This is a genomic window from Micromonospora globbae (assembly GCF_003610785.1).
Lineage (GTDB): Bacteria > Actinomycetota > Actinomycetes > Mycobacteriales > Micromonosporaceae > Micromonospora > Micromonospora globbae.
Window position 1 is genome coordinate 36,977 of sequence record NZ_RAQQ01000009.1, and the last position, 14,299, is coordinate 51,275.

The 14,299-nt window shown below is 71.8% G+C and carries 12 protein-coding genes; 6 read left to right on the plus strand and 6 right to left on the minus strand.

Going from position 1 to position 14,299, the window contains the following annotated elements:
* The first annotated feature begins 397 nt into the window (after positions 1–397).
* The 4 genes from D7I43_RS14070 to D7I43_RS14085 all read left to right on the plus strand — a co-directional run bounded on the left by D7I43_RS14070 (position 398) and on the right by D7I43_RS14085 (position 4,865).
* Positions 398–802 carry a coenzyme B12-dependent isobutyryl CoA mutase small subunit gene (locus D7I43_RS14070; protein ID WP_120328939.1) on the plus strand — a complete coding sequence of 135 codons (405 nt, stop codon included), beginning with the start codon at positions 398–400 and terminating at the stop codon, positions 800–802.
* Positions 803–1,291: 489 nt separating this feature from the next.
* Positions 1,292–2,470: an ADP-forming succinate--CoA ligase subunit beta gene (gene sucC / locus D7I43_RS14075; RefSeq protein WP_120328940.1), complete on the plus strand. Its 1,179-nt coding sequence runs from the start codon at positions 1,292–1,294 to the stop codon at positions 2,468–2,470.
* 2 nt (positions 2,471–2,472) lie between these two features.
* A complete protein-coding gene (gene sucD, locus D7I43_RS14080) occupies positions 2,473–3,360 on the plus strand; it encodes a succinate--CoA ligase subunit alpha (protein ID WP_120328941.1) in 888 nt (295 codons plus the stop codon).
* 212 nt (positions 3,361–3,572) lie between these two features.
* Entirely contained in the window at positions 3,573–4,865 is a 1,293-nt protein-coding gene (locus D7I43_RS14085) for a cell division protein PerM (RefSeq protein ID WP_120328942.1), read from the plus strand.
* A 63-nt stretch (positions 4,866–4,928) separates the two neighbouring features.
* Here D7I43_RS14085 and D7I43_RS14090 read toward each other — a convergent pair whose 3' ends face one another.
* The gene (locus D7I43_RS14090) at positions 4,929–5,504 is read right to left on the minus strand and encodes a DUF4190 domain-containing protein (RefSeq protein WP_120328943.1); all 576 of its coding nucleotides are present in this window, start codon (positions 5,502–5,504) and stop codon (positions 4,929–4,931) included.
* A gap of 287 nt (positions 5,505–5,791) precedes the next feature.
* Here D7I43_RS14090 and purN point away from each other — a divergent pair, with 287 nt between their 5' ends.
* Together purN and purH are read left to right on the plus strand one after the other, a co-directional pair.
* Entirely contained in the window at positions 5,792–6,412 is a 621-nt protein-coding gene (gene purN / locus D7I43_RS14095; RefSeq protein WP_120328944.1) for a phosphoribosylglycinamide formyltransferase, read from the plus strand.
* A complete protein-coding gene (purH, locus tag D7I43_RS14100) occupies positions 6,409–7,977 on the plus strand; it encodes a bifunctional phosphoribosylaminoimidazolecarboxamide formyltransferase/IMP cyclohydrolase (RefSeq protein ID WP_120328945.1) in 1,569 nt (522 codons plus the stop codon). Before purN ends, purH begins: the two co-directional genes overlap by 4 nt.
* A gap of 45 nt (positions 7,978–8,022) precedes the next feature.
* Here purH and D7I43_RS14105 read toward each other — a convergent pair whose 3' ends face one another.
* The 5 genes from D7I43_RS14105 to D7I43_RS14125 all read right to left on the minus strand — a co-directional run bounded on the left by D7I43_RS14105 (position 8,023) and on the right by D7I43_RS14125 (position 13,921).
* On the minus strand, positions 8,023–9,054 hold the full coding sequence (locus tag D7I43_RS14105) for an ABC transporter ATP-binding protein (RefSeq protein WP_120328946.1): 1,032 nt from the start codon (positions 9,052–9,054) through the stop codon (positions 8,023–8,025).
* Positions 9,038–10,075, minus strand: coding sequence for an ABC transporter ATP-binding protein (locus D7I43_RS14110; protein ID WP_120328947.1), 1,038 nt, complete (start codon positions 10,073–10,075; stop codon positions 9,038–9,040). The genes D7I43_RS14105 and D7I43_RS14110 overlap by 17 nt, the downstream gene beginning before the upstream one ends.
* Before the next feature lie 7 nt (positions 10,076–10,082).
* Positions 10,083–11,036 carry an ABC transporter permease gene (locus tag D7I43_RS14115; protein ID WP_120328948.1) on the minus strand — a complete coding sequence of 318 codons (954 nt, stop codon included), beginning with the start codon at positions 11,034–11,036 and terminating at the stop codon, positions 10,083–10,085.
* Positions 11,037–11,186: 150 nt separating this feature from the next.
* Positions 11,187–12,125, minus strand: a complete 939-nt coding sequence (locus D7I43_RS14120; RefSeq protein ID WP_120328949.1) for an ABC transporter permease — start codon at positions 12,123–12,125, stop codon at positions 11,187–11,189.
* Between the two features lie 194 nt (positions 12,126–12,319).
* Positions 12,320–13,921 carry a peptide ABC transporter substrate-binding protein gene (locus tag D7I43_RS14125; RefSeq protein WP_120328950.1) on the minus strand — a complete coding sequence of 534 codons (1,602 nt, stop codon included), beginning with the start codon at positions 13,919–13,921 and terminating at the stop codon, positions 12,320–12,322.
* Positions 13,922–14,299: the final 378 nt, after the last annotated feature.

Here is a 14,299-nt window from a genome sequence, read left to right on the forward strand (position 1 = left end):
CACAAGCCGGAGCGCCGAATTGGCGCGGCGATCTGTCCGTTTGCGTCCGAGATTGTCGCGCCTCGCGACGCCGATCGGCGCCCTGGTTACTGTCCGTTCGTCGCGGAGCGTGACCGATACGGCGGAGTCGTCCGGCTTGACGGCGCGCGCTGCACGGCCCACCACGCCGGTGGACCGCGCCGGGGCGCCGGTACGGCGCGGTGCGGGCCCACCACCCCACGCCGGTCGCGCCGCGCCGGGGCGCCGGTCGAGGGCGTCGCGTCGGGGCGGCCGGTCGAGGGCGTCGCGTCGGGGCGCCGGTCGGCACGGAGTTCCGGCCCGGATTTCCGACCCCCCGTCGCGCGGGTTACCGTTCGTTCAGGTGAATGGCCGCCGAGCCGGTGAAAGGTGTGCGCTGATGAGCTCTCGTATTCGGGTCGTCGTCGCGAAGCCCGGCCTGGACGGCCACGACCGCGGCGCGAAGGTGGTCGCCCGTGCCCTCCGCGACGCCGGTATGGAGGTCATCTACACCGGCCTGCACCAGACCCCTGAGCAGATCGTCGAGACGGCCATCCAGGAGGACGCCGACGCCGTGGGCCTATCCGTGCTCTCCGGCGCGCACATGACCCTCTTCCGCCGGGTGCTGGAACTGCTCGCCGAGCGCGACGCCCGGGACATCGTGGTCTTCGGCGGCGGCATCATCCCCGACGCCGACATCCCGGAGCTGGAGCGCCTGGGCGTCGCCAAGATCTTCACGCCGGGCGCCACGACCGCCTCGATCGTGGAGTGGGTGCGGCAGAACGTCGCGCAGCCGGTGAGCTGAGCCGACCGGACGTCGAACGCGCAGCCGGTGAGCTGCGCCGGCCCGACGGCGGAGCGCGCGTCCCGGGCGGGGGACACGGCCGACCTCCGGCGGGGAGCCCGCCGACCCCCGGACAGGGGGAGGGGCCGGACGCACCCCTCACACGTCCGGCCCCTCTATGCACGATGCCCCGCCGCCACCCCTCGACCGACAGGGCATCGGCCGTCTCCCGTCTTCGCGCTGACCAGCGCTCCGACACCTGACTCAACGACGCCCTCCCGGAGGGGTTACGCACCCACCGCAACATCGCCCGGACGGCTGATACGCGACCACGTCCGGAGGGTGGTTGTGCATTACCGCACACCGCGCACCCGCTCGGTTGCCGCCGGTGCCCACCTCGCTAGGCTGCGGCCAATGGCCTGTTTCAAGTGATGACAGGCGTCAAACTGTTTTCCAAACGCTGGTGGCGGCGCGACGGCGCGCCGCGGAGACGGGACGGGACGCGCAATCGTGGACCTGTACGAGTACCAGGGGCGGGACCTGTTCGAGCGGCACGGACTTCCCGTGCTCGCCGGCGGCGTCGCCACGACCCCGGAGGAGGCCCGCGCGATCGCCGAACGCCTCGGCGGCCGGGTGGTCGTCAAGGCTCAGGTGAAGGTCGGCGGCCGGGGCAAGGCCGGCGGCGTGAAGCTGGCCGAGGGCGCGGAGGAGACGGTGGCCCGGGCCACCGACATCCTCGGCATGGACATCAAGGGTCACACCGTCCACAAGGTCATGATCACCGTGACCGCGGACGTGGCCGAGGAGTACTACTTCTCCTACCTGCTCGACCGGGCGAACCGCACCTTCCTCTGCATCGCCAGCGTCGCCGGCGGCATGGACATCGAGCAGGTCGCCGCGGAGACCCCGGAGAAGGTCGTCAAGATGCCGATCGACGCGGTCGAGGGCGTGGACGAGGCGAAGGCGCGCGAGATCGTCGACGCCGCCGGCTTCCCGGCCGACGTCGCCGACCAGGTCGTCGAGGTGGCCGTCGGGCTCTGGAAGGCGTTCGTCGCCGAGGACGCGACCCTCGTCGAGGTGAACCCGCTCGCCAAGACCCGCGAGGGCAAGCTGCTGCTGCTCGACGCGAAGGTGAGCCTCGACGAGAACGCCGCGTTCCGCCACCCGGACCACGAGGCGCTCGTCGACCAGGCCGCGGTGGACCCGCTGGAGCAGGCCGCCAAGGAGAAGGACCTCAACTACGTCAAGCTCGACGGCGAGGTCGGCATCATCGGCAACGGCGCGGGCCTCGTCATGTCGACCCTCGACGTGGTCGCGTACGCCGGTGAGCGGCACGGCGGCGTCAAGCCGGCGAACTTCCTCGACATCGGCGGTGGCGCGAGCGCCGCCGTGATGGCGAACGGGCTGGAGATCGTCCTCTCCGACCCCTCGGTGAAGAGCGTCTTCGTCAACGTCTTCGGCGGCATCACCGCCTGCGACGCGGTCGCCAACGGCATCGTCCAGGCGCTCGCCCTGCTGGAGCAGCGCGGCGAGAAGGTCACGAAGCCGCTCGTCGTCCGGCTCGACGGCAACAACGCCGAGGAGGGCCGGGCGATCCTCGACGGCGCGAACAACCCGCTGATCCAGCGGGTGGACACCATGGATGGCGCGGCCGAGCGGGCCGCCGAGCTGGCCGCTGCGGGGGTCTGATCATGGCAATCTGGCTGACCAAGGACTCGAAGGTCATCGTGCAGGGGATGACCGGCTCCGAGGGTTCCAAGCACACCCGGCGGATGCTCGCCGCCGGCACCAACATCGTGGGCGGCACCAACCCGCGCAAGGCGGGGCAGACCGTCGACTTCGACGGCACGGCCCTTCCGGTCTTCGCCACCGTGGCCGACGCCATGAAGGAGACCGGGGCGAACGTCACGGTGATCTTCGTACCGCCGCAGTTCACCAAGGCCGCGGTGATCGAGGCGATCGACGCCGGGATCGAGCTGGCCGTGGTCATCACCGAGGGCGTGCCGGTGCACGACACCGCCGCGTTCTGGGCGTACAACGTGGCCAAGGGCGAGCGGACCCGCATCATCGGGCCGAACTGCCCCGGCATCGCCTCGCCGGGTGCCTCGAACGCCGGCATCATCCCGGCCGACATCACCGGCCCGGGCCGGATCGGCCTGGTCAGCAAGAGCGGCACGCTGACCTACCAGATGATGTACGAGCTGCGCGACATCGGCTTCTCGACCTGCGTCGGCATCGGTGGTGACCCGATCATCGGCACCACCCACATCGACGCCCTCGCGGCGTTCGAGGCCGACCCGGACACCGACGCGATCGTGATGATCGGCGAGATCGGCGGCGACGCCGAGGAGCGGGCCGCCGAGTTCATCAAGGCCAACGTCACCAAGCCGGTGGTCGGCTACATCGCCGGTTTCACCGCGCCGCCCGGCAAGACCATGGGCCACGCCGGTGCGATCATCTCCGGCTCCGCCGGCACCGCCGAGGCGAAGAAGGCGGCGCTGGAGGCGGTCGGCGTCAAGGTCGGCAAGACGCCGACCGAGACCGCCCGCCTGATGCGGGAGATCATGTCCGCTGGCTGAGTGGACGGTGCCTGCCGAGGGGGTCGACCGGAACCGGTCGGCCCCCTCCGCCTTCTCCGCCCGTGCGGTCGCGGCCCGGCCCGCGCACCCCGCGGGGGCGTGCCAGGGGCGGCGGCGCACGTCCCGGTGCGCACCGTGGAGATCGGAACTCGTGGCCGTGGCGCGGCGGTATCGGACTGCCGCCGGGGACACGGCGTGCCAGAGTAGACGCGATGTCCCCCGACACCCCTGAGCAGACCCGCCGCTCCGGTGCGATCACCGCCGACGGCCGGCCGGCGAGCCGTGCCGCCACCGGCGGGCGCGTGCCCGCCCCGCGTGCCGGTGGGTCGCCGCGCTCCCGGGCGCCGCTCGCGGTGGCCGCGGCGGTGGCCGCCCTCGGGGCCGGACTCACCTCGTACCTGCCGGTCGCGATCGTCCTCGGCCTCGCCCAGCTCAGCGAGGACGCCGGCTCGGTCGTCGGCGCCCTGCGGGCGGGGCTGGCGGGCTGGCTGCTCGGGCACGGCGTGCCGCTGCGGACCGACGCCGGGCCGCTCGGGCTCGCCCCGCTGGCCCTCACCGCGCTGGTGATCTGGCGTCTGACCCGCGCCGGGGTGCACGTCAGCCGGGCCATGGGCGCCCGCGGCGGCCGCTCACCGCGGCAGGCGCTCACCGCCGCCGGGGCGGTCGGCCTCGGGTACGCGCCGCTCGGCGTCCTCGCCGCCGTACTGTCCGACCTGGGCGGCCCGGCCGCGTCACCCGTCCGCGCCGGGGTGACCTTCGCGCTGGTCGGCGCGGGCGCCGCGCTCGCCGGCGCCGCGCGGATCACCGGGGTGGCCGCCCTGCTCGCCGAGCGCGCGCCGGCGCTCGCCCGGGACGGCGTCCGCACCGGCCTGGTCGCCGGCCTGCTGCTGCTCGCCGCCGGGGCCGGGGCCGCCGGGCTCGCCGTGGCCACCGGAGGCGGTGACGCGGCCGACATGATCGGCGCGTACCGGACCGGGGTGGCCGGGCAGGCCGGGATCATCCTGGTCAGTCTCGCGTACGCGCCGAACGCCACGATCTGGTCGGCCAGCTACCTGCTCGGTCCCGGGTTCGCCGTGGGCACCGACACGGCCGTGCGCACGAGCGAGGTCTCCGTGGGCGTGCTGCCGGCCGTACCGCTGCTGGCCGGCCTGCCGCGCGGCCCGATGGACGGGCTCGGCGCCGGGCTGCTCGCGGTGCCGGTGCTGGCCGGGATGACGGCCGGATGGCTGCTCGCCCGCCGGCTGATCCGGCTCGCCGCCGACGAGCGGACGCCGCTGGCCTGGGGGCCGCTGCTCGGCCCGGCGGCCGTCGCCGGCCCGGTGGCCGGTGTGCTGCTCGGGATCCTGGCGGCCGCCTCGGCCGGGCCGCTCGGCGGCGGTCGGCTGGCCCAGATGGGCCCGGTCGCCTGGCAGGTCGCCGCGGTGACCACCGCGGTGGTCGCGGCGGGAGCCCTGCTCGGCGCGGCCCTCACGCGCACGTTCACCCGCGCCCCCGCGGCCCGCTGAGCCCCCACCGAGGACGACGAAGGGGGCGCCCCGCCGGGGCGCCCCCTTCCACTCCGTCGCGGATCAGGGCTCGGTCGGCAGGCTCACGTTCGCCACGATGCCGAGGATGAGCACCACGATGCCGAGGCCGACACCGACGGCGCCGCAGATCAGACCGGCCTTCGCCTGCCCGGCGTTGTTGGCCTGCCCCTGGGCGACCTTCTGCTTGGCCAGGTAGCCGGTGATGATGCCGGCGATGCCCACCGGGATGCCCAGGTAGAGGCAGCACACCAGCGGGATCGACGCGATGCCGAGGATCATCGACACGAGGCCGAGGGTGTTGTTCTGCCCGGACTGCTGCGGGTAGCCGGCGTTCGGGTAGGTGGGGGCGGCGCCGTACGGCTGCTGCTGGGCGTACGGGTCCTGGTACGGCTGGCCGTAGGGCTGCCCGGAGGTGGGCTGCTGCCCGTACGGCGCCTGCGGCGGCTGGCCGTACGGCTGCCCCGAGGTGGGCTGCTGCCCGTACGGCTGGCCCGAGGTCGGCTGCTGGCCGTAGGGCGCGGCCGGCGGCGGGGCGTACGGGTCGTGGTGCGGCTGGGCGGTCGGATCCTGGTTCGGCTGCTGGCCGTACGGGTCCTGACCGGGGTTACCGGGCTGCATGCGACGAGGCTCCTTGGCTGTGTCCGTCAGTACGTGTCGCTATCCATGATCGCGCCGGCGCCACCGGCGCGCAGCACCCGCACCACGACGCCGCGAGCGGCGGCTCCCCGGCGTCGGCCGTGCGTGGGCGCTCCTGTCGACGCGGCGGTCCCGTCCCGCACCGATGCGGGACCGGGCACGCGCCGGCCCGAACGGGCGCAGCGTACCGGTTCGACGCCAGTCCGTCGTCGCCCGTCCGTGCGCCGCCCAGACGCTGGTCACTCCGACCTGCCCGGTAGGGTGGCCCGGTGACCGAGCCCGCGTCCGCCGCCCGCATCGTCGTCCTCGTCTCCGGATCGGGGAGCAACCTGCAGGCACTGCTGGACGCCGCGGCCGACCCGGCGTACGGCGCCCGGGTGGTCGCGGTCGGCGCCGACCGGGACGGGATCGGCGGGCTGGAGCGCGCCGCCGCGGCCGGGGTGCCGACGTTCGTGGTGCCGCTCAAGGCGTACGACACGCGCGAGGACTGGGATCGCGCGCTCACCGCGCAGGTCGCCGCGCACCGCCCGGACCTGGTCATCTCCGCGGGCTTCCTGAAGCTGGTCGGGCCGCACTTCCTCGCGGCCTTCGGCGACCGCTACCTGAACACGCACAACACCCTGTTGCCCGCGTTCCCCGGCATCCACGGCCCGCGTGACGCCCTCGCCTACGGGGTGAAGATCACCGGAGCCACCCTCTTCTTCGTCGACGCCGGAATGGACACCGGCCCGATCGTCGCGCAGGTGGCGGTGCCGGTGCTCGACGACGACGACGAGGAGACGCTCACCGAGCGCATCAAGTCGGCCGAGCGGCGCCAGCTCGTCGAGCAGGTCGGCCGCCTGGTCCGCAACGGCTGGACGATCACCGGAAGAAAGGTCACGATCCCGTGAGCTCCACTCAGGACGAGCGTCGCCCGATCAGGCGGGCGCTGGTCAGCGTCTACGACAAGACCGGCCTGGTCGAGCTGGCCCGGGCGCTGCACGCGGCCGGCGTGGAGATCGTCTCGACCGGCAGCACGGCGGCGACGATCGCCGGCGCCGGAGTGCCGGTCACGGCCGTGGAGACGGTCACCGGGTTCCCCGAGGTCCTCGACGGGCGGGTCAAGACGCTGCACCCGAAGGTGCACGCCGGCCTGCTGGCCGACCTGCGGAAGCAGTCGCACGCCGACCAGCTCGACGAGATGGGGGTGGCGCCGTTCGACCTGCTGGTGAGCAACCTCTACCCGTTCCAGGCGACGGTGGCCTCCGGCGCGAGCCTCGACGAGTGCGTGGAGCAGATCGACATCGGCGGCCCGGCGATGGTCCGCGCGGCGGCCAAGAACCACGCCTCGGTCGCCGTGGTGACGGACCCGTCGGCGTACCCGGCCGTACGGGAGGCGCTCGACGCGGGCGGGTTCACCCTCACGCAGCGCCGCGCCCTGGCGGCGCGGGCGTTCGCCGACATCGCCGAGTACGACGTGGCGGTCGCCAACTGGTGCGCGGTGCAGCTCGGCGGCGAGCCGGAGTGGCCGGCCTTCGCCGGGCTGGCGCTGCGGGCGGACCGGGCGCTGCGCTACGGCGAGAACCCGCACCAGGCGGCCGCGCTCTACACCGACCCGGACGCGCCGGCGGGGCTGGCCCAGGCCGAGCAGCTGCACGGCAAGGAGATGTCCTACAACAACTACGTCGACGCGGACGCCGCGTGGCGGGCCGCGAACGACTTCCCCGACCAGCCGGCGGTGGCGATCATCAAGCACGCCAACCCGTGCGGCATCGCCGTCGGCGCGGACGTGGCCGAGGCGCACCGCAAGGCGCACGCCTGCGACCCGGTCTCCGCGTACGGGGGCGTGATCGCGGTGAACCGGCCGGTGACCGTGGAGCTGGCCCGGCAGGTGGCCGACATCTTCACCGAGGTGGTGGTGGCGCCGGGGTACGAGGACGGCGCCGTCGAGATCCTCCAGGGCAAGAAGAACATCCGGCTGCTGCGCGCCCCGGCCTGGAACCCGCCGCCCGCGGAGTGGCGGCAGGTCAGCGGCGGTGTGCTGGTGCAGATGGCGGACCGCGTCGACGCGCCGGGCGACGACCCGGCCACCTGGCGGCTCGCGGCCGGCGACCCGGCCGACGAGGAGACGCTGCGCGATCTCGCGTTCGCCTGGCGGGCGGTCCGCGCCGTGAAGAGCAACGCCATCCTGCTGGCCCGCGACGGCGCGACCGTCGGCGTGGGCATGGGGCAGGTGAACCGGGTGGACTCGGCGCAGCTCGCGGTGCGCCGGGCCGGCGCCGACCGGGCGCGCGGCGCGGTCTGCGCCTCCGACGCGTTCTTCCCGTTCGCCGACGGTCCGAAGATCCTCATCGAGGCCGGCGTGCGGGCCATCGTGCAGCCCGGCGGGTCGATCCGCGACGAGGAGGTCATCGCGGCCGCCAAGGAGGCCGGCGTGACCATGTACCTCACGGGCACCCGCCACTTCTTCCACTGACCAGCCCGCCCCCCGCGCCCGGCCGGGCGCGGGGGGCGCGCCGGGTCAGGCGGCCGCCGGGCGGACCTCGGCGAAGTGGCAGGCCGAGGGGTGCGGGTCGGCGGCCCGCGCGACCGTGAGCGGCTCCTCGGTCGCGCAGACCTCCTGGGCCTTCCAGCAGCGCGTGCGGAACCGGCAGCCCGACGGCGGGTCGGCCGGCGACGGCACGTCACCGGTCAGCCGGATGATGTTCCGCTCGTGGCGCACCTCGGGGTCGGGCACCGGCACCGCCGACAGCAGCGCCTGGGTGTACGGGTGGGTGGCCCGCTCGTAGATTTCGTCCTCGGTGCCGATCTCCACGATCTTGCCGAGGTACATGACGGCGACCCGGTCGGAGATGTGCCGGACGACCGACAGGTCGTGCGCGATGAAGATGTAGGAGAGCCCGAACTCGTCCTGGAGCTGCTCCAGCAGGTTGATCACCTGGGCCTGGATGGAGACGTCGAGGGCCGACACCGGCTCGTCGCAGACGATGATCTCGGGGCGCAGGGCGAGCGCCCGGGCGATGCCGATGCGCTGCCGCTGGCCGCCGGAGAACTGGTGCGGGTACCGGTTGATGTGCTCCGGGTTCAGCCCGACGACGTCCAGCAGCTCCTGGACCCGCTTGCGGCGGCTGCCGCGCGGCGCGGCGTCCGGGTGGATCTCGAACGGCTCGCCGATGATGTCGCCGACGGTCATCCGCGGGTTCAGCGAGGTGTACGGGTCCTGCATGACCATCTGCATGTTGCGCCGCAGCCGGCGCAGCTCCGCGCCGGAGGCCTTGAACAGGTCCCGCCCCTCCAGAATCGCCCGCCCCGACGTCGGCGTCTCCAGCCGCATGAGCAGCCGGGCCAGCGTGGACTTCCCGCAGCCGGACTCGCCCACCACGCCGAGCGTCTCACCGCGGCGCAGCTCGAAGCTCACGCCGTCCACGGCCTTGACGGCGCCGACCTGCTTCTTGAACAGCACACCCTGCGAGATCGGGAAGTGCTTGACCACGTTGTCGACCGAGAGGATCGTCTCGCCCCGGACCTTGGTGGAGCTAGCGGGCGCTGTCATCACGCACCTCCTGCGCGAAGTGGCATGCACTGGTCCGGCCGTCGCCGAGGACCAGGTCGTGCGGCACCACGTCCACGCAGACCTGCTGCACGTACGGGCACCGCGGGTGGAAGGGGCAGCCGGACGGGATCCGCATGAGGTTCGGCGGCAGGCCCCTGATGGTCGCCAGTTCCTGGCCGCGCACGTCCAGGCGCGGGATCGACTCCAGCAACCCCTTCGTGTACGGGTGCGCCGGCGCCCGGTACAGCGACCGGACGTCGGCGTGCTCGACGATGCGGCCGGCGTACATCACGGCGATCCGGTCGGCGACGCCCGCGACCACGCCCAGGTCGTGGGTGATCAGGATCATGGCCATGCCGAGGTCCCGTCGCAGGTCGGCGAGGAGGTCCATGATCTGCGCCTGCACGGTGACGTCCAGCGCGGTGGTCGGCTCGTCGGCGATCAGCACCTTGGGGTTGAGCGCCAGCGCCATCGCGATCATGACGCGCTGCCGCATGCCGCCCGAGAACTGGTGCGGGTAGTCGCCGATGCGCCGCTCGGCGGCCGGGATCTTCACGAGGTCCATCAGCTCGATGGCGCGGCGGCGGGCGTCCGCCCGGGACATCCCCTCCCGCGTCCGCAGCGTCTCGCTGATCTGCCAGCCCACCGGGAATACCGGGTTCAGGGCCGAGAGCGCGTCCTGGAAGATCATCGCGATCTCCTTGCCGCGCACCTGCCGGCGCTGCTCCTCCGGCTGGGTGAGCAGGTCATGCCCCTGGTAGAGGATCTGGCCGGAGCGGACGTGCGCCGGCGGGCTGTCGAGGATGCCCATGATCGCCTGAGCGGTCACCGACTTGCCGGAGCCCGACTCGCCCAGCACGGCGAGCGTCTCGCCGGCGTCCAGGTGGTACGACACGCCGTTGATCACCTTGGCCACGCCCTCGCTGGTGCGGAACTCGACGTACAGGTCCCGGACCTCGAGCAGGTGGCCGCCCTCCGGCGTGGCGGAGGCCGGCGTGGGTTGGACGGTGGAGTTGGTCATCGCAGGATCACCGCAGCTTCGGGTCGAAGGCGTCACGGATCGCGTCGCCGAGCATGATGAACGCCAGCACGGTCAGCGCGAGGAAGGCCGACGGGACGATCAGCGGGGTCGACGACTCCCGCATGTGGATCCGGCCGGTGTCGATGTCCTGGCCCCAGGAGATGGTCGGGGCCTTGAGGCCGATGCCCAGGAACGAGAGCGTGGCCTCGGCGGCGATGAACGTGCCGAGCGCGATCGTCAGCACCACGATGGCGGGCGCCAGCGAGTTCGGCAGGATGTGCCGCCACATGATCCGGCCGTTGCCGGCGCCGAGCATCCGGGCCGCCGCCACGTAGTCCTGCTCCTTGGCGGTGATCACCGACGAGCGCACGACGCGCGCCGCCGTGGTCCACCCGAGGACGGCCAGCACGAAGATGACCGCGGTGATCCGGGCGTTCGGGCCGGCGGTGCTCACCCGCTTGAGCAGGACGATCGCGGCCAGCAGCAGCGGGATGCCGAGCACGATGTCGATCACCCGGGACAGCACCGCGTCCACCCAGCCGCCGAAGTAGCCGGCGAGCATCCCGACGACCAGCGCGATCACGCCGGTGAACAGCGCGGAGAGCGCGCCCACCAGCAGCGAGGCGCGGGAGCCGTAGACCGCGCGGGCGTACGTGTCGCAGCCCTGGAAGTCGTACCCGAAGATCGCCCCGCCGGACGGCCCGGCGTTCTGCCGCGAGAGCACGCAGTCCTGCGGGTCGTTCGCCGTGAACAGGCCCGGGACGATCGCCATCAGGGTGACGACCGTGACCAGGACCAGGGAGATCCAGAAGATCGGGTTGCGGCGCAGGTCGCGCCACGCGTCGCCGGCGAGGCTGCGCGGCTTCTGCACGCCCACCTGGTTCGGCGCGCCGGGCTCACCCGAGGGGCCACGCCGCGCGGCCTGGTTCTCGCTGGACGCGACGGTCTCAAAGTCACTCATGCCGGCACCTCGCTCCGCTCGGTGCCGGCATGAGTGCCCTGGCACGCTGCGTTGATCATTTGTTCGCTGCGCTCACTCGGCGCACCCCCTCGCTGCGCTCCGGGGCGCGCCGAGCCGCGGAACGCTGAGTTGATCATTCGTTCGCTGCGCTCACTCATAGCGGATCCTCGGGTCGAGTACGGCGTACAGAACGTCCACCAGCAGGTTCGAGACCAGGTAGACCACGACGAGCACGCTGACGAAGCCCACGACCAGGGGGCCGTCCTCGGTGCGGATGCCCCGGAAGAGGTTGAAGCCCACGCCGGGGATGTTGAACACGCCCTCCGTGATGATCGCGCCGCTCATCAGGTTGCCCAGCTCGACGCCGAGGAAGGTCACCACCGGGATGAGCGAGTTGCGCAGCACGTGGATGCCGACGATGCGCCGCTTCACGAGGCCCTTCGAGCGGGCGGTGCGCACGTAGTCGGCGCGCAGGTTCTCCGCCACCGAGGTGCGGGTGAGCCGTAGCGCGGTGGCCAGGGAGAGCGAGCCGAGCACGATGCCGGGCAGGAGCAGCGCGTAGAAGCTGGGTTCCGCGCCGGCGGTGGGTGGGAAGACCGGCCAGCGGACGCCGAGGAAGTACTGCGCGAGCGGCGCCAGCACGATGGTCGGGATGCCGAGCACCAGCAGCGTCAGCACCAGCGTCGCGTTGTCGAAGATGCTGGCGCGGCGGATGCCGGCGATCACCCCGGCGGTGACGCCGAAGATGACCGCCACGGCGAGCGCGATGAGGGCGAGCTTCACCGTGACCGGCCACGCCTGCTGGAGGATGTCACCGATCTGGCGTCCGGTCAGCGACTGGCCCAGGTCGCCCTGGAGCAGGCTGCGGACGTAGTCGAAGTAGCGGTAGAAGAAGCCGCCCACGCCGGTCTGGTCGAGGTGGTACTTCTCCGTCAGGTATGCCCGCTGCGCGGCGGTCACCGGGCGCTCGCCGGCGAGGGCCTGGATCGGGTCGGTCTGGCCGGCGAACATCAGCGCATAGACGATCAGCGTGGTCCCGAAGAACGCCAGGACCATCTGCAGGAGGCGGCGCAGGATGTAGCGGAACATACTTCCCAGTCTCTCTGGAAAAACGCGAAAGGGTCGCGAGACCGCATGTCTGGACGTACCGGAGATGCCCTTGACGCGGTCGTGGCCCGGCGGGGGCCCGGGCCGGGACCGGCCGGACGGCGAGCGACCTGGCCGGTCCGGGCGTGGCCGGGCCGCCCGGGGAAACTCCCGGACGGCCCGGCACCACGGTCAGCTCAGCTGGCCGCCTCGATCTTGACGAGGTTGACCCGCTGGAACAGGTCCATCTCGACGTTGCTGACCTTGCTCGAGTGCCCGAACACGTTCTCGCCGAAGCGGAGCGGGATCACCGGCATGTCCTTGGCCAGGATGTCCTCGGCCTGCTGGTACTTCTTGATGGCCTCGGCCTGGGTCGGCGCCGCCGAACCCTCCTTGACCAGCTTGTCGAACTCCGGGTTGCTGTAGCCGTAGTAGTTCGACGAGCCGTTGGTGCTGTACAGCGGGCCCAGGTAGTCCTCCATGGACGGGTAGTCCATGACCCAGCCCAGGCGGAACAGGCCGACCGGCTGCTTCTTCTCGACCTTGTTCAGCAGGTCGGAGAACTTCGGCTCGGCCGAGCCGACGCAGTCCACGCCGAGGTTGGCCTTCAGCTGGTTGCAGGTGGCGTCGACCCAGTCCTTGTGACCGCCGTCCCCGTTGTAGGAGATGGTGATCTTCGACGGGCCGCCCGCGGCCTGGTACAGCTTCTTGGCCTCGGTCGGGTTGAACTCACCCGCGGCACCCGTGGTGTTCTCCCGGTAGCCCGGCAGCACCGGCGAGACGAACGAACGGGCCGACGTCTGGGACTTCTTGAAGATCGAGTTGACGATCTCGTCCCGGTCGATCGCCATGGAGATCGCCTTGCGCACGTCCGGGTTGCTGTACTCCTTCTCGAAGGTCGGGAAGGCCAGGAACTGGAACGACGACATCGGGCTGGTCTGGTAACGGTCGCCCAGGTCGGTCGGCGCGGTGCTCAGGTTCTCGGTGGGGATCGTCGGCAGCACGTCGAGGTTGTCGGCCAGGACGTCCGCGTACGCCGCGGTCAGCTGCTGGTAGACGCGGAACTCGACGCTCTGCACCTTCGGCTTCTCCAGCGGGTACGCGTCGTACCGCTCGACCTCGATCTTGCTGTCGTGCTGCCAGGTGCCCTTCATCTTGAAGGGGCCCTGGCCGATCGGGGCCTGCTCGTAGCCGTCCTTCAACACGCCCGGAGCGGAGAACGCGGCCTCCGGCAGCGGGTAGAACGCGTTGTAGCCGAGCATCGTCTTGAAGTCGATGTACGGCTCGGAGAGCGTCACCTGGAAGGTGAGGTCGTCCAGCTTCTTGAGGCCGGACATCTCCTTGGCCTTCGGCTTCTCGCCCTGCAGGTCCTGGTAGCCGGCGATCTTCTCGAAGAAGTAGCTGCCACCCTGCCCGTTCGGGGCGTACGCGCCGTAGTTCCAGGCGTTGATGTAGTCGTCGGACGTGACCTTCTCACCGTTGTGGAAGGTGAAGCCGTCCTTCAGCTTGATCGTCCAGACCTTGTTGTCCGACGACGTGACCGACTCGGCCGCGACCTCGTACGGCTTGTTCTGCGCGTCGTAGTCGACGAGCGGGGCGAACAGGCCGGCGAGCACCTGCGAGCCGGACGTTTCGGTGGTGTTGGTCGGAACCAGGTGCTGCGGCTCGGCGATCTGGATGCTGACCGCCTCGGAGCCGCTGCCGCCGGACCCACCGTCGCCGCCGCTGCCGCAGGCCGCGAGGCCCAGCGTCACCGCGAGCGGGAGGGCGGTCCAGGCGGCGAGCCTACGAACTCGCATTGAGCCTCCTCATCTCCTCACACTGCGCAGTCAAGCCCGGCGCTGGGTAACGCTGCGCAACGATCGGCAACGGTAGGTCGGGAAGTTGGCTTCGGCAACGAGCTGGTTTCGACTCCGTAACGGAGTGAGCTGTCACCCCTTGCCCGCGGGCCCGCCGCGCTGGTAGGCCGAACCGGAGAATTGGGCTACGACGAGGCATTTTCCGGTCGAGGGCGGCCGGGCTCCACGGGGCCGACGTGCCCGTCCGGTCATGTCTGGTGTCGCTTCGCCGGATCGTCACCGACGCGGCCCCACCGTCCTTGTTCGGCAAGGATGGAACATAAGGGCGACACTGAGAGTGACTAATCTCATGTCACGGACAGTTACGATTTGCTGAAC